The sequence below is a fragment of the Mycobacterium sp. NGS61 genome (assembly GCF_059812325.1).
Genome location: NZ_JCALCL010000002.1, coordinates 255,529 through 271,282, shown reverse-complemented (window position 1 = coordinate 271,282; position 15,754 = coordinate 255,529). Strand labels below are relative to the sequence as shown.

Annotated in this window: 7 protein-coding genes and 1 riboswitch; of the genes, 3 read left to right on the top strand and 4 right to left on the bottom strand. The window is 67.4% G+C overall.

Going from position 1 to position 15,754, the window contains the following annotated elements; genetic code table 11:
• Positions 1-70: 70 nt before the first annotated feature.
• A complete protein-coding gene (locus AC5Y3Z_RS05940) occupies positions 71-1,723 on the top strand; it encodes a PE domain-containing protein (protein WP_473139638.1) in 1,653 nt (550 codons plus the stop codon).
• Positions 1,724-1,748: 25 nt separating this feature from the next.
• Here AC5Y3Z_RS05940 and ileS read toward each other — a convergent pair whose 3' ends face one another.
• The 4 genes from ileS to AC5Y3Z_RS05920 all read right to left on the bottom strand — a co-directional run bounded on the left by ileS (position 1,749) and on the right by AC5Y3Z_RS05920 (position 7,885).
• Positions 1,749-4,868: an isoleucine--tRNA ligase gene (gene ileS / locus AC5Y3Z_RS05935; protein ID WP_473139637.1), complete on the bottom strand. Its 3,120-nt coding sequence runs from the start codon at positions 4,866-4,868 to the stop codon at positions 1,749-1,751.
• A gap of 306 nt (positions 4,869-5,174) precedes the next feature.
• Positions 5,175-5,396, bottom strand: coding sequence for an Rv1535 family protein (locus AC5Y3Z_RS05930; RefSeq protein WP_473139636.1), 222 nt, complete (start codon positions 5,394-5,396; stop codon positions 5,175-5,177).
• A gap of 259 nt (positions 5,397-5,655) precedes the next feature.
• Positions 5,656-5,825: riboswitch (M-box (ykoK) riboswitch) on the bottom strand.
• Between the two features lie 332 nt (positions 5,826-6,157).
• Complete coding sequence (locus tag AC5Y3Z_RS05925; protein WP_473139635.1) at positions 6,158-7,276, bottom strand: NAD(P)H-dependent flavin oxidoreductase; 1,119 nt, start codon at positions 7,274-7,276, stop codon at positions 6,158-6,160.
• Positions 7,277-7,300: 24 nt separating this feature from the next.
• On the bottom strand, positions 7,301-7,885 hold the full coding sequence (locus AC5Y3Z_RS05920) for a carboxymuconolactone decarboxylase family protein (RefSeq protein WP_463825142.1): 585 nt from the start codon (positions 7,883-7,885) through the stop codon (positions 7,301-7,303).
• Positions 7,886-8,058: 173 nt separating this feature from the next.
• Here AC5Y3Z_RS05920 and pks2 point away from each other — a divergent pair, with 173 nt between their 5' ends.
• Both pks2 and AC5Y3Z_RS05910 read left to right on the top strand, forming a co-directional pair.
• Complete coding sequence (gene pks2 / locus AC5Y3Z_RS05915) at positions 8,059-14,241, top strand: sulfolipid-1 biosynthesis phthioceranic/hydroxyphthioceranic acid synthase (protein ID WP_473139634.1); 6,183 nt, start codon at positions 8,059-8,061, stop codon at positions 14,239-14,241.
• A gap of 66 nt (positions 14,242-14,307) precedes the next feature.
• Entirely contained in the window at positions 14,308-15,750 is a 1,443-nt protein-coding gene (locus tag AC5Y3Z_RS05910) for a condensation domain-containing protein (protein WP_473139675.1), read from the top strand.
• Positions 15,751-15,754 lie beyond the last annotated feature (4 nt).

Below are 15,754 nucleotides of genomic sequence, written 5' to 3'. Positions count from 1 at the left end.
TAGCTTTATCGATGGTGATCCCCCCTCAGCGGATGCCGGTTAACGTTGACACGGGTCGAGGGAGATCGCTATGTCACTTGTCGTTGTGCCGGAATGGGTCCAAGCCGCCGCTCAAGATCTCGCAGGCGTGAACGGATCACTATCCGAAGTCTCCCAATCGCTGGCCGGCTTCACGACCAATATCGCGCCCGCGGCCACCGATGAAGTATCAGGTGCGGTCGCCGCGCTCTTCGCCGAATTCGGCGAGGAATACCAGGCGGTCAGCGCCCAGGCGCGCGCGTTCCACGCGGAGTTCGTCCGGGTGCTCAACGCGAGTGTCGGCGCCTACCTGGGTACCGAAGCTGCCGCAGCCGCCGCGTTGCCGGCAGCGTCCATTCTGGATGGCCTGACCGGTGCGCTGGGCAACCCCGCCGCGCTGCTGGGCGGCTCCGGCGGATTGCTGGGCGGACTCGGTCTGTTCAACCCGGGCGGGTTACTCGGTGGTCTTGGTCTGCCGTCGCTCAATGCGCTGCTGCCCGGCGTTTTCGGGCCGGCGCCCGGTCCGACGCCGGTGAGCCTGACGGCGATCACCGGACCGTACGAGAGACTGTTCGCCAACACGATCGCCAACCTGCAGAGTCTCGGAAACGGCTTGGCCGCCAACCCGTTCCCGTTCTTGCGCCAATTCATCGCCAATCAGATCAGCTACGGCCAGATAATCTCCACCGCGTTTGCCAATGCCGGGCAGCACTTGAGCAGCGGGGCCGCGAATATGGTATTGGCGGACCTGGCACCCATCGCGTCGATACCGGCACGAATCGGGCAGAACTTCGTGAATGTGCTGGGCACGCTTACCGACTTCTCGTATTCCGTCGGAACAAATATCAACCCGTTGACATCACCGATCGCCCTCAGCCAGTTGGAGCTTGGCGCCGCGTTCTTCGGGTTCCCGATCGCGCTGGGTATAGATTTCATCGGCTCACCGATCACCACGGCCAACGCGATGTATTCCGTCGCGTCGGCCTTCGGCAGTGCAATACAGAGCGGCGACGGTTTCGGGGCGTTAGTTGCGGTCCTCACCGCCCCGGCGGTCGTCACCGACGGCTTCCTCAATGGTCAGGTGATGTGGAGTGTCGGCCTACCGGGGGTCACCCTGCCGCTCGGGCTCGGTGCGCTTAGCGGCGTGACTGTGCCGCTGACCGCGCAGATTCCGCTCGGCGGAATCCTGACCCCCCTCGACGTCACGACGCTTGTGGTGAATCCGCTGGGCAGTCCGACCCCGCTGCTGTCGGTGCCCCTCGGCGGGACGCCGACCGGCGGCATCCTGCCCGGTCTGCTGCTCTACGCACCGCAACAACTGGCCGAAGCCATCGGCGCACCGCATATCAGCGGTCCGCTGGTGCCCCTGCCGGAAGTCGTGTTGCCGGGCATCGGTTCCCTGCCGAACCTGGGCGGTCTACTGGACGGGGTGCGCAGCCTGCTGCCCGACGTCGCCCTGCCGGACTTGGGCGGGCTGCTCGGCGGGCTGGGAGGCCTGCTGCCGGGTCTCGGTGGCCTGCCAAACCTGGGCGGCCTGCTGCCCGGTCTCGGCGGCCTGCTACCGGGTCTCGGCGGCCTGCCAGACCTCGGTGGCCTGCTCGGCGGCGGTGGCCTGCTCGGGACCGGCGGCCTGCTCGGCGGCGGTGACCTGCTCGGGACCGGCGGCCAGACGGGCGGGGGCGGCCTGCTCGGCCTCCTCGGCTAACACGCCCCCCGCACCGGCGCGGAACCTATCCGGTCGCGCGGGTTATCGCCACCCGCACCCCGTCGCCGATTTCCGTCGCATCCGCGGGCTCACCGAATTCGAACCTGGTAGCCAGGATCTCGCCCGCGATCAGGTCCCGGTGCGTGGCGGCCCACTCCTCGCGCTCGGCAGGTACCGCAATCACCACGCTGATCCGGTCGGACACGTCCAGCCCGGTCGACTTGCGCAACTCCTGTAGTTCCCGGATGCGGTCCTTGGCCCAACCCTCGGCTTCCAACTCCGGGGTCACGGTCCCGTCGAGCACCACCAGGCCGGCGCCGCCGGGCAGCGCCGCGGTGAATTCCGGGTCGGCCGCGACGAGGCGCGAACTGTACTCCTCAGGCTGCAGCACCGCCGGACCCGCCGTCAGCGTGCCGTCCGGGTTCACCACGCCCTGGCCCGCTTTGACCGCCTTGATCGCAGCCTGCACGTCCTTGCCCAGACGAGGTCCGGCCACCCGGGCGTTGACGGTCAGCTCGAACCGTCCGTAGGTGTCGATCGCGTCGGTGAGCTCGACCTGTTTGACGTTCAACTCGTCGCCGATCAGGTCGGTGAACGGCGCCAGGGTCTCCGGATGCTCCACTGCCACGGTCAGTTTCAGCAGTGGCAGGCGTACCCGCAGCTTCTTGGCCTTGCGCAGCGAGGACGCCGCCGAACACACCTCCCGGACCTGGTCCATCGCCGCGACCAGGTCCGGATCCGCGCGCAGCTCACCGGCCTGCGGCCAATCGGTCAGGTGCACCGAGCGCCCGCCGGTCACGCCTCGCCAGATCATCTCGGAGATCAACGGCAGCAGCGGCGCGGCCAACCGCGCGGTGACCTCCAGCACCGTGTGCAGCGTGTCGATCGCATCGGCCTCTTCGACCCAGAACCGCGAACGCGACCGTCGCACATACCAATTCGTCAACGCCTCAGTGAACTGGCGCAACTGTTCGCAGGCGCCGGAGATGTCGCAGACATGCAGCGCCGCGGTCAGGTCCTCGCGCAGCACCGCCAGCTTGGCGAGGATGTAGCGGTCCAGCACATTCGCCGAATCAGTGCGCCAGACACCGACTTTCGGCGCGTACAGCGCCAAGAAGCTGTAGGCGTTCCAGAACGGCAACAGCACCTGGCGCACCCCGTCGCGGATACCCTGCTCAGTGACGATCAGGTTGCCACCCCGCAGGATCGGCGAAGCCATCAGGAACCACCGCATCGCGTCGGAGCCGTCCCGGTCGAACACCTCGGTCACGTCGGGATAGTTGCGCAGCGATTTGCTCATCTTCTGGCCGTCGGAGCCCAACACAATCCCGTGTGCCACGCAGGTTTTGAACGACGGCCGGTCGAACAGCGCGGTGGCCAGCACGTGCAGCGTGTAGAACCAGCCGCGGGTCTGCCCGATGTATTCCACGATGAAGTCACCGGGATAGTGACCGTCGAACCAGTCCTGGTTCTCGAACGGGTAATGCACCTGCGCATACGGCATGGAACCGGAGTCGAACCACACGTCGAGCACATCGGAGATGCGGCGCATCGTCGATTGCCCGGTCGGGTCGTCGGGATTGGGTCGGGTGAGCTCATCGATGAAAGGGCGGTGCAGATTCGACGGCCGCACCCCGAAATCGCGTTCCAGCTCATCCAGGCTGCCGTAGACGTCGATGCGGGGATAGGCCGGGTCATCGGACTTCCACACCGGAATCGGGGTGCCCCAGTACCGGTTTCGGGAAATCGACCAGTCGCGCGCGCCCTGCAGCCACTTGCCGAACTGGCCGTCCTTGACGTGTTCGGGGTACCAGGTGATCTGCTGATTCAGCTCGACCATGCGGTCCCGGAACTGGGTCACCCGCACGAACCACGACGACACCGCGCGGTAGATCAGCGGGTTACGGCAGCGCCAGCAGTGCGGGTAGGGGTGCTCGTAGGTTTCGTGCCGCAGCAGCACCGCGCCATTCACCGCAGCGGGCCCGCTCTGGTTCTTCAGATCGCGGATGATCTGCGGGTTGGCGGCAAAGACGTGCTGGCCCTGGTAATCCGGCACGGTCGCATCGAATCGGCCTTTGGCGTCGACCGGGGTGACCGCCCTGATCCCGGCCGCATCCCCCACCGCCATGTCGTCCTCGCCGTACGCCGGAGCCATGTGCACCAGACCGGTGCCGTCCTCGGTGGTGACGAAGTCGGCCGGCAAGACCTGAAAGGCGTTGGGCGAGTCCAGGAAATAGGCAAACGGCGGTAGATAGCGGGTGCCGAGCAGCTCCGAGCCACGCAGTGTCCCAAGCACTTCGGGCTCCTCGCCCAGTTCGCGCGCATAGGCGGACAGCCGCGGCTCGGCCAGCAGGTAGCGTCGCTCGCCGGCCTGCACATGCACGTATGTCACGTCCGGGTGCACCGCGACCGCGAGGTTGGAAGGCAGCGTCCACGGCGTCGTCGTCCAGATCAACAGATAGGTGCCGTCCAGCGGGCCACCCTGAACGCGGAACCCGACCGTCAGAGCCGGGTCCTGCCGGCTCTGGTAGACGTCGTCGTCCATCCGCAATTCGTGGTTGGACAGCGGGGTCTCGTCGCGCCAGCAGTACGGCAGCACCCGGTAGCCTTCATAGGCCAGGCCTTTGTCCCACAGCTGTTTGAACGCCCAGATCACCGACTCCATGTAGCTGAGGTCCAGTGTCTTGTAGTCGTTGTCGAAGTCGACCCAGCGGGCCTGGCGGGTGACGTACTGCTGCCACTCGTCGGTGTAGCGCAGCACCGACGCGCGGCAGGCGTCGTTGAACGCGGCGATCCCCATCGAGTCGATCTGGGACTTGTCGGTGATGCCCAGCTGTCGCTCAACCTCCAGCTCGGCGGGCAATCCGTGGGTGTCCCAACCGAATCGGCGCTCCACCTTGTCGCCGCGCATGGTGCGGTAGCGGGGCACGATGTCTTTGACGTAGCCGGTCAGCAGGTGTCCGTAGTGCGGCAGACCGTTGGCGAACGGCGGACCGTCGTAGAACACGTATTCGGTTGCGCCGTCCCGATTTGCGATGCTGGCACGGAAGGTGTCGTCGCGGAACCAGTAGTCGAGCACCTCGAGTTCGAGGGCCGGAAAATCAGGCGCCCCGGCAGCGAGTTTCGGATAAACCCGATCGGTCACGTACGTCGTCTCCCTCTAGCCACCTCTGGCCGGGGACGACGATGCGCTGGTGCGCAAGCGCCGCGGTACCACCCCGCTTGCCACGCTGGCGCGTGACCGCTCAAGAGGGCTGTGACGGGCCCACCCGTTCGGTTCTACTGGGCCGTACCGGCTGTTCTTCCGAAGGCTCCCCGGTGATGGCCGGATCAACGCCAATTGGATTCTAATGGCGAATGGAACTGCACGACTCCGAGGGACTGGCTCACCGCAGGACGCGCCTGCAGTCGGCTAGTCCCTCGGAGTCCGCGGTTGGTCGATATCCATGCGTCACGCCTGGACTTCGAGCACACCAATGCGCCACAGTGCGGCGTAGACGTGCCGCAGCGGCACGGTGAGCAGGCGGGCGGCGCCGTCGACCAGTGGGTCGTTGCCGGCGCCGGCGACGTCGATGCGGCGGGCCGGCTTCGTGGGCGCGGGTACGTCGCGCACGAGGTGCAGCCGTGGTGCGGCGGTGAGGGTGGTGACTTCGTCGTACAGTGCAGCGGTCATGATCGCCTCCTAGCGGTTGACCAAACGTTGACAGGTGGACCTCAAAGGAATCTTGGTAAGTCCCGTCCCGCAACGGTTCCGGTCGGAGGAAGTGAGCGACTCAGCCGCACACGTCGCGCCGAAGACCGGTCAGGGACGAAACATCCGGATCTCGACCCGGACTGCCACTGGAACTCATGCGTCCCTCACCTCCTCTCAGCCACGACACACATGTTGTCTGGGTGCACGAAGGAGAACAGAATCCGACCATCGTCGGATATCCGCACCCCTCTCGTCAGAGCTTTGGCACTACCCGACGTGTCCGGTAAACCGGAAGCCACCTGGGCTCAACCCTTAAGCCGGGAAGAGCTGTCCTGACCCGGGGCGTCTTTCGACGTTCGGGGTCAGTGGCCTATGTTCGTGTAGCCGCCTCACCTAACGAGGTGCTTGCCTGACCGATAATGCACCACAGGCCCTGCCCGGTCAACGCGCCATCCCGCAGTTTCGCGATCTTTATGTCATCTCCATGCGGGCACACAGCTGTCTCGCAGCCTTGAGGCACCCTGACCTGGGGCGACTGCGACGTGTTCAATGTCACAGTGCGGGTCCCTGTTGGGCGCGAGCGCCCTCAGATGTGCGGTCAGAGGCCGCACTTTGCGGCATTTCGGGGACGCTCGCGCTGAGCGGGTGAGCGGCCCCGTGTCAGGCCACGAGCGACCCCATATGTGCGCTCAACGCCCGCAATCAGCGGCATTCGAGGGACGCTCGCGGCAAGGATGGGGTCAGTCGGCCAGGCTTTCCAGCCGCCCGACGGTGTCGATGTACTCCTCGACCATGTCCAGCACCACCGCGCGGGTGGGCCGCACCCGGTCCAGGGAACCGACCACCTGTCCGACGAAGTAGGTCGCCAACTCGCGTGCCTTCGCGCCCGGATGTGCCGCGGCCTGATTGATCCGCACCTGCGAATCGGTGACCAGGGCGGTCTGCAGTGGCATTCCCAGCGGCGCGGGGGTGTCGGGCCGCTCCCATTCATCGGTCCAGGCGGTGCGCAGCATCCGCGCCGGCTTGCCGGTCATCGAGCGCGACCGCACCGTGTCCGAGGAGGTGGCGGCCAGGAACTTGTCCTTGACCACCGGCGCGGTCTCAGCTTCCTCGGTGGTCAGCCACACCGATCCGCACCACACGCCTTCGGCGCCCAAGGCCAGCGCCGCGGCGATCTGGCGGCCCCGGGCGATGCCACCCGCGGCCAGTACCGGAGTGGGCGCCACCGCGTCGACCACTTCGGGCACCAGCACCATGGTGGCCACGTCACCGGTGTGTCCGCCGGCCTCGGTGCCCTGGGCAACGATCAGGTCTACCCCGGCCGCGGCGTGCCGGCGCGCATGTTCGGTCGTTCCAGCCAGCGCGGCGACCAGCACGTCGTGGCGGTGCGCCCGCTCGACAAGGTCGCGCGGCGGCGGCCCGAGCGCGCTGGCGATCAACCGGATGTTGTGGGCGAACGCGACCTCCAGCAGAGGCTCGTAGCCCTTGGGCGAGATGTTCAGACCGCCACGCACCGGTTCGTCGTCGGCGGCCTGACCTACCTCGTACCGGTTCAGCAGCTCATCGACGAAGGCGCGATGCTCCTCCGGCAGCAGGTCTTGGGCCTGCCTGGAGTTGATCCCACCGGTGTCGGCGCCGACGTACTTGGGCGGCAACAACAGATCGACGCCGTAGGGCTTGCCGCCGGTCTGCTCCTCGATCCAGGTGAGTTCGCTGTCCAGACGTCTGGGACTGTGCGCGGTGGCGCCCAGGACGCCGAACCCGCCCGCATTGGTCACCGCGGCCACCACATCGCGGCAGTGGCTGAAGGCGCAGATCGGAAACTCGACGCCGAGCATCTCGGCAACCCTGGTTCGCATGCCGCCGACGCTACGCCGCGACCACTACCCGTTCGAGGGCGCTACGCCGTCCGGTGGCCAGCTGGCCACGCCCTCTTCCAGGGGCACCTGCAGGCTCCGCAGGACGGAGGCAACCATCCGCCATGCGCCGATGGCGGTCACGAGTTCGATGAGAACCGTTCTGTCGGTGCTCAATTCGGCCTCGCAGGCCGCCCAGCTGGATTCGCTGACCACGCCGTCGGTCACGATGTCGTCGGTGGCGGCGAGCACCGCCCGCTCGGTGGGCCCGAACCCGTTGTAGGCCTGCCAATCCCGGACGCCGAGCAGATCCTCGGGCGACACTCCCAGGCGGGAGGCGACCCGCCAGTGCTGGGTCCACTCGTAGTCGCATCCGGTGAGCCAGCCGATACGCATGATCACCAGCTCACGCAGTCGGCGGTCCAGGTCGCCGTGCCACAGCATCATGGCCAGCATGTCGTTGAATACCCGCGCCAGCCGCGGATGGTTCAGCAGCGTCTGGAAGATGCTGAGTTCGGCCATGTAGTCGGGTACGCCCGCCTCGTCGGCGGCGGCTTTGGCTTCGTCGACGGGCAGCAGGGGGATGCGGGCGGGCTTGTCGGCGCGGGTCATCTGAACTTCACGTATTCAGCGGGGACAGCAGCGCCAACCACGGCTGGAACACTACTCGCCCGAAGTGACGCGGTGCGCGAATCAAACCATCGGCGCGTTGATCCCGACGACGAGGTCCCTGCGCACGGAAGATGGCCACGAAGCCCGGTGCAGGACGGCGAGGTGGCACGACGATGGAGCCCAGACAGGTCACTCCGGTGGCTGTCATCGGCATGGCCTGCCGACTCCCCCGCGGCATCGATTCCCCGGCCAAGTTCTGGGACGCGCTGCTGCGCGGCGACGACCTGGTGGGCGAGGTGCCCGCCGACCGCTGGGACGCCGACGCCTATTACGACCCCGAGCCGGGGGTGCCCGGCCGGTCGGTCTCGCGCTGGGGTGGCTTCCTGGACGACGTCGGCGGTTTCGACCCAGAGTTCTTCGGCATCAGTGAACGCGAGGCCACCGCGATCGACCCGCAGCACCGGCTGCTGATGCAAGCCTCGTGGGAGGCTGTCGAACACGCCGGGCTGCCCCCGACGTCGCTGGCAGACTCGCTGACCGGCGTCTTCATCGGGATGTGTCACGACGACTACGCCCACGTTACCGACGCGGCCGGCGCCCTGGGCGACGCGTACGGGTTCACCGGCACCGCGTTCAGCATGGCTTCGGGCCGGGTGTCCTACGCCCTGGGTCTGCGGGGGCCGTCGATCACGGTGGACACCGCGTGCTCGTCGAGTCTGGTTGCGGTGCACATGGCGTGCCGCAGTCTGCATGAATACGAGAGCAACCTGGCCCTGGCCGGCGGGTGCATGGTGATGCTGGAACCGCAGATGTTCGCCTCCGCCTCCGGGCAGGGCATGCTCTCTGCCACCGGACGGTGCCGTCCGTTCGACGCCGGCGCCGACGGGTTCGTCCGTTCCGAAGCGTGTGCGGTGGTGCTGCTCAAACGGCTGCCCGACGCGCTGCGCGACGGCGACCGGGTCCTGGCCGTAGTGCGCGGCACCGCGACGAATCAGGATGGCCGCACTGAGACGATCACGATGCCGTCGTTGCACGCGCAGGTCGCGGCGTACCGCGCGGCGTTGTCGGCGGCCGGCGTCGACCCGGGCACCGTCGGGATGATCGAGGCGCACGGCACCGGCACACCGGTCGGAGATCCGATCGAATACCGCAGTCTGGCAACCGTGTACGGGGTTGACGGGCATCGGTGCGCGCTGGGTTCGGCGAAGAGCAACCTCGGGCACACCGAGGCGGCCGCCGGCGTGGTGGGGGTCCTCAAAGCGGTGCTGTCTCTTCAGCACGCAGTGGTGCCACCGCTGGCGCACTTCACCGCACTGCCCGACGACCTGGCTGCTATTGACACCGGACTGTTTGTGCCACAACAGGTTACGCCGTGGCCCGGCGGTATGCCACGGCGGGCCGCGGTGTCGTCGTACGGCATGTCGGGAACTAATGCGCACGCCATCCTCGAGCAAGCGCCTATGGTTTCGGTCCCTGCTCGGGAGGAGTCACGCTCGCGGATCTTCGCGTTGTCAGCCAGCTCACCCGACGCGCTGCGCCAGACAGCGCGCCGGACCGCGGATTGGGTGGCGACGCAGCAACCCTCAGCCACGGACTTGGCCTACACGCTGGCGCGGCGGCGCGCGCACCGCACGGTGCGCACCCTGCTGTCGGCCACCGACAACGCCGAATTGGTCGCGCGGCTGCGTGCCGTGGCCGGTCGCGATGACCCGCTGCGACCTGCGGCGGGCCGTGATGACCGCGGTCCGGTGTGGGTGTTCTCCGGGCAGGGTTCGCAGTGGGCGGCGATGGGCGCGGACCTGTTGGCTACCGAACCGGCTTTCGCGGCGACGGTGGCCGCCGCCGAACCGCTGATCGCCGCCGAAGCGGGTTTCTCGGTGACCGCGGCCATGACTGAAGACATGGTGACCGGCATCGACCGGGTGCAGCCGACCCTGTTCACCATGCAGGTCGCGCTGGCCGCGGCGATGCAGGCCTACGGTGTCCGGCCGGGTGCGGTGATCGGGCATTCGTTGGGTGAAGTGTCGGCCGCCGTTGTCGCAGCGGCACTTTCGCTCGAGGACGGTGTCCGCGTCATCTGTCGCCGCTCGCGGCTGTGTATGCGGCTGGCGGGTGCGGGCGCGATGGCAGCGGTGGAGTTGCCCGCGCCGCAGGTCCGCGACGAGCTTGCCCACCGCGGCATCACAGATGTGGTGATCGCCGTGGTGGCCGCACCGCAGTCCACCGTGATCGGCGGCGCTACCGACGTGGTGCGTCGACTGGTCGCGGGGTGGGAACAGCGCGACATCCTGGCCCGCGAGGTCGCCGTCGACGTGGCCTCGCACACTGCGCAGGTCACCCCTATCCTCGACGAACTGGCCGAGGCACTGGCCGAGCTGAATCCGCAGCCACCGCAGCTCCCCTACTACTCGGCGACCTCCTTCGACCCACGCGAACGCCCCAGCTGCGACGGGCGCTACTGGGTGGACAACCTGCGCCACACCGTGCGGTTCTCCGCCGCGGTCAAGGCTGCGCTCGCCGATGGGCACCGGGTATTCGGCGAGCTCTCACCGCACCCACTGTTGACCCGAGCCGTCGAGCAAACCGCGCAGAGTCTCGACATGCCCGTGGCTGTGATCCCGGCGATGCGCCGTGAAGTGGCCATGCCCGACGGGTTACGCGGCCTGCTGGCCGATCTGCACGGCGCGGGTGCCGCAGTGGATTTCGCAACGCTGTGCCCCGAGGGGCGTCTGGTGGACGCGCCGCTGCCGGTCTGGAGCAACCGGCGTTTGCTCATCACCGCCGCGAAACCAGCCGCCAACACCGTTGCCGCACATCCCCTGCTGGGTGCACACGTGCGCCTGATGGAGAGACCGGAACGGCACGCGTGGCTGGCAGAACTCGGCACCGACGCATTGCCGTGGCTGGGTGATCATCGAATCAACGGCGTGGCGGCCATGCCGGGTGCGGCGTATTGCGAGATGGCTTTGGCCGCGGCCACCGCGGTGCTGGGTGGGCGGGCCGAGGTCCGTGACATCCGCTTCGAGCAAATGTTGTTGCTGGACGGCGTGACACCCGTCGGAGCTTCGGCGACCGTGGAACCTGGCGGCGCTGTCACGTTCGTCGTCGAAACGGAGTCGGGCGGTGACAAGTCCCGCCGGGCCACCGCGACCCTGCACCGTACCGAGGACGACTCACCGCAACCGCACGACCTCGACGCGCTGCTCGCGGCCCACCCACAACGGGTCGAGGGCACCAAACTCCGAGAATGGTTCGGCGAGCGAGGGATTCGGTTCGGCACGGCATTCACCGGTTTGGATGTGACACACGTCGCCGCGGGTGTCGTCGGCACCGTCCTGGGTGAGATCGCCGTGCCCCATCCGATCCGCACGCGGCAAGCGGGATACACGATGCATCCCGCCTTGCTGGATGCCTGCTTTCAGTCGGTGGCAGCGCATCCCGCCGTGTACGGCATGGATTCTGGCGGGCTGCTGCTGCCGCTGCGGGTACGCCGGTTGCGTGGTTACGCTTCGTCTTCGATGCCGCGGTACTGCCTGACCACGGTGACGACCTGCGTCGCCGGTGTCGAGGCCGACATCGACGTGCTGGATGACCGCGGCGTTGTGCTGCTGGTGGTCCGCGGGCTCCTGATGGGCACCGGAAACTCGGCGGCCGCCGACCGAGACCGGTTGCTCGACCAGCGACTGCTGGCCATCGACTGGCAACGACAGAAACTGCCCGAACCCGCAGGCGCCGGTGGAACCTATTTGCTCCTAAGCTTTTCCGACGACGACCCGCTGCCCAGCGAGTTGGCCGACACCTTGCGACAACGCGGAGCGCGATGCACCGTCTGCCGATGGACGGACGACCCCGCGCCACTGCACAGTGAGTTGGCCGCCGACGAAACTGGCAGTGTCGTGGTGATCGCCGGACCTGAAACCACCGACCCGCTGAAGACCGAACCCGTCCGCCGGCTCGTCCACGTCGCCCGCGAACTCCCTGAGGTCCGCGGTGCTGCGCCCCGGCTCTATGTGGTGTCCCGGAATGCCCTACCGGTTCTGGACGGCGACGCCGTCAACCTCGCTCAGGCCGGCCTGCGCGGGTTGCTGCGGGTGATCGGCGCCGAGCACCCTTATCTACACCCCACCCAGATCGACCTCGACGACAAGACCGCTGCGGACCTGGTTACCTGTCAACTGCTTTCGGGCACAACCGAAGACGAGACCGCGTGGCGGGACAACGTATGGCTGACGGCACGATTGTGCCCGGCGCCGCTGCGCCCGGACGAGCGGATGACGACGGTGATCGACCCGCGGCACGACGGCATGCGGTTGCGGGTCCGCATCCCGGGCGACCTGCAAACCGTCGAGTGCGTCAAAGACGACCGCAGACCGCCGGGAGCCGGGCAGATCGAGGTCGCGGTCCGCGCGTCCAGCGTCAATTTCGCCGACGTGCTGGCGGCGTTCGGACGTTATCCGTCTTTCGACGGCGAGCAGCCGGAATTAGGTCTCGACTTCGTCGGCGTGGTGAGTGCGGTCGGAGCCGGAGTGACCAACCTGGAGGTCGGTGATCGAGTCGGCGGTATGGCGCCGGGTGGGTGTTGGGGAACCTTCGTCACCTGCGATGCCCGGCTCGCCGCGAAACTGCCGCCCTGCCTGGATGACGGCCAGGCCGCTGCCGTCACCACCGCCTATGTCACCGCGTTCTACGGTCTGAACGAACTCGCTCGCGTGCGCGCCGGCGATAAGGTGCTTATCCACTCCGCCACCGGCGGTGTCGGCCAGGCCGCGGCGGCGCTCGCCCGTGCTGCCGGAGCGCAGATCTTCGCTACGGCCGGCAGCCCACAACGCCGGGAATTGCTGTGCGGCATGGGGATTGAGTATGTCTACGATTCGCGCAGCACGGATTTCGCCGAGCAGATCCGAGCCGATACCGACGGCTACGGTGTTGATGTCGTGCTCAACTCGCTGACAGGTACCGCGCAGCGCGCCGGCATAGACCTGCTCGCCTTCGGCGGCCGGTTCATCGAGATCGGCAAGCGCGATATCTACGACGACACGAGGTTGGGGCTCTACGCGCTCCGGCGCAACCTGTCGCTGCACGCCGTCGACTTGGCTCTGATGACCGCCACCCAGCCGTGGCGCATCCAGAAGCTGCTATCGGACGTCTACCGGCTCGTCGCGGACGGTCTGAAGCAGCCGCAGCGCTCCCACTATCCACTTACCGACGCCGGCAACGTGATTCGGACGATGAGCGCCGCCGAGCACACCGGAAAACTCATCCTTGACGTTCCCGGGGCAACGACATGCGCTGCCCGAGTGCCGCCGGAACAGGCACCGGTGTTCCGGCGCGACGGCGCCTACCTGATCACCGGCGGACTCGGTGGGCTCGGCTTGTTTCTCGCCGAACAGATGGCCGGCGCGGGTCGCATCGTGCTCAATTCACGGACGCTGCCCTCCCAAGGAACGCTGGAGACAATCGAACTCATCCGATCTACCGGCGCGGACGTGGTGACGGTGTGCGGCGATATCGCCCACCCCGCCACCGCGGCCCGCCTGGTCGCCGCGGCAACGGCCACCGGCCTGCCCTTGCGCGGTGTGTTGCATGCGGCCGCCGTGGTCGAGGATGCGACGTTGACGACCATCACCGACGACCTGCTGGAACGCGTTTGGGCGCCCAAGGTCCGCGGTGCGTGGAACCTCTACCAGGCGAGCAGGACAGCCCCGCTGGACTGGTTCTGCCTATTCTCGTCGGCGGCGGCGCTGCTGGGCTCTGCGGGGCAGGGCGCGTATGCGGCGGCCAATAGTTGGCTGGACGGCTTCGCGCACTGGCTGCGGGCGCACGGTCGGCCCGCCACCGCGATCGCGTGGGGCGCGTGGGCCGAAATCGGCCGTGGCGCAACGCTGGCGGATACGGGCACCACGATGATCGCCCCCGACGACGGCGCGTACGCCTTCCAAGCCCTGCTGGGCCATACCCGTTGCTACTCCGGCTACACCCCCACCACCGGTTCAGCGTGGCTTTCCGCGCTCGCGGCACGCAGCCGATTCGCCGAGATGTTCAGTGCTGCCGGGCGGCGACACGACGGATCAGAGTTCCGCACCGCGCTGCTGGAGTTACCGGCCGATGAGTGGGCGGGCCGGCTGAGACGGTTGGTGTCCGATCAGCTTGGCCAGATCCTGCGCCGCAGTGTCGATCCGGACCGGCCGTTATCGGACTACGGCCTGGATTCACTGGGGAATCTCGAGCTGCGTACCCGACTGGAGACCGACACCGGAATACGGTTGCGCTCCACCGATATCACCACGGTGCGCGACCTGGCCGATCGCCTGTACGGAAAACTCGCCCCGGTGCAGGACGCTCCGGTGTCAATGTGAGGGTCCCCGGCGGATACGAAATACCCTGAGAATTCGCCGGACTGACAGGAGCGCGCGGTGGTGGTGATGGGTCAGCTGGGTCTGGGGACAGTCCGCGACTGGGCCCCGGCTCCGGGTTCGGTCTGGTGGTGGCGTCCCGCGCCGGCTTCGGTGAGAGCGGCACGGCAGGCGCCGACGAGTGCCGTCCCGCCCAGTTACATCCAGGCTCGACATCTGCGCGGCTTCCGGGAACAACAGCAGCGCGGGCTGCACATGTCGCGGCTACTGGTGATCGCCTTCGACATCGGCGGCCAGTGCGACATCCGCGCGATGACCTACGTGCTCAACGCCCACCTACGCCGAAACGACACCTACCACAGTTGGTTTGAGTTCACCGCCCGAGACCACATCGTCCGGCACACCATCGCCGACCCCGCGGACATCGAGCTCACGCCTGAACAACACGGCGAAATGTCGGCGACGCAGTGGCAGGACCAGGTGCTGGCGACACCAAATCCGCTGCAGTGGGACTGCTTCCGCTTCGCGGTCATCCAGCGCCACGACCACTTCACCGTCTGCATCAGCGTCGACCATCTGCACGTGGACCCGATGTTCATCGGCGGCATCTTCTGGGAGATCAGGGAGATGTATTACGCACTGATCGACGGCGACGGTCCCATCGCCTTTCCGCCGGCCGGCAGCTACACCGACTACTGCGTGCGCGAGAGCGCCTACACCGCGGGGCTGTCCCTGCGCTCCCCCGAAATCCGGCAGTGGATCGACTTCTTCGACGACAACGACGGAACGCTGCCGAGCTTCCCGCTACCGCTCGGCGACACAACGATGCTCACCAGCGGTGAGTTGCTCTCGGTGCGACTGCTGGACGCCCAGCAGACCGCCCGGTTCGAATCCGCATGCACCGCGGCCGGCGCGCGGTTCAGCGGCGGCGTGTTCGCGTGCGCCGCACTCTGCGAATACGAGCTGACCGGCTCGGAGAGGTATTGCGCCGTCACCCCGGTCGGCACCCGTAGCACCGCCGCAGAGTTCATGACCACCGGATGGTTCATCGGCCACGTCCCGTTCGCCGTCCACGTCGGCGACTCCTTCGGCGAGACCGCCCGCAGCGCCCAGACCGCTTTCGACTCCGGCACCCACCTGGCCCGAGTGCCGTTCGAGCGTGTCCTGGAACTCGCCCCCTGGTTGCGCCGACCGCCCGCGCAGGGCAGCTTTCCCATGCTGTCGTTCCTGGATGCCGGCGTACCGCCGCTGTCCGCAGTCATCGCTACCCAACTGGACCGGATGAACATCCAGGCGTTCAGCGACGGTCGAATCGCGGCACGAGTATGCATGTGGGTCAACAAGTTTCATGAGGAAACCACCGTGACGGCGTCATTTCCCAGCAACCCGGTGGCCTATGAGTCCATCGATCGGTATCTGCAGACGCTGAAGCAGGTCTACCTGCGGGTGGCCGAGGGCCGCGAATTCGCGGTGCCCCGCAGCCCTGTCCAGCTGCGGTCGCAGCGGCCCTGACGGG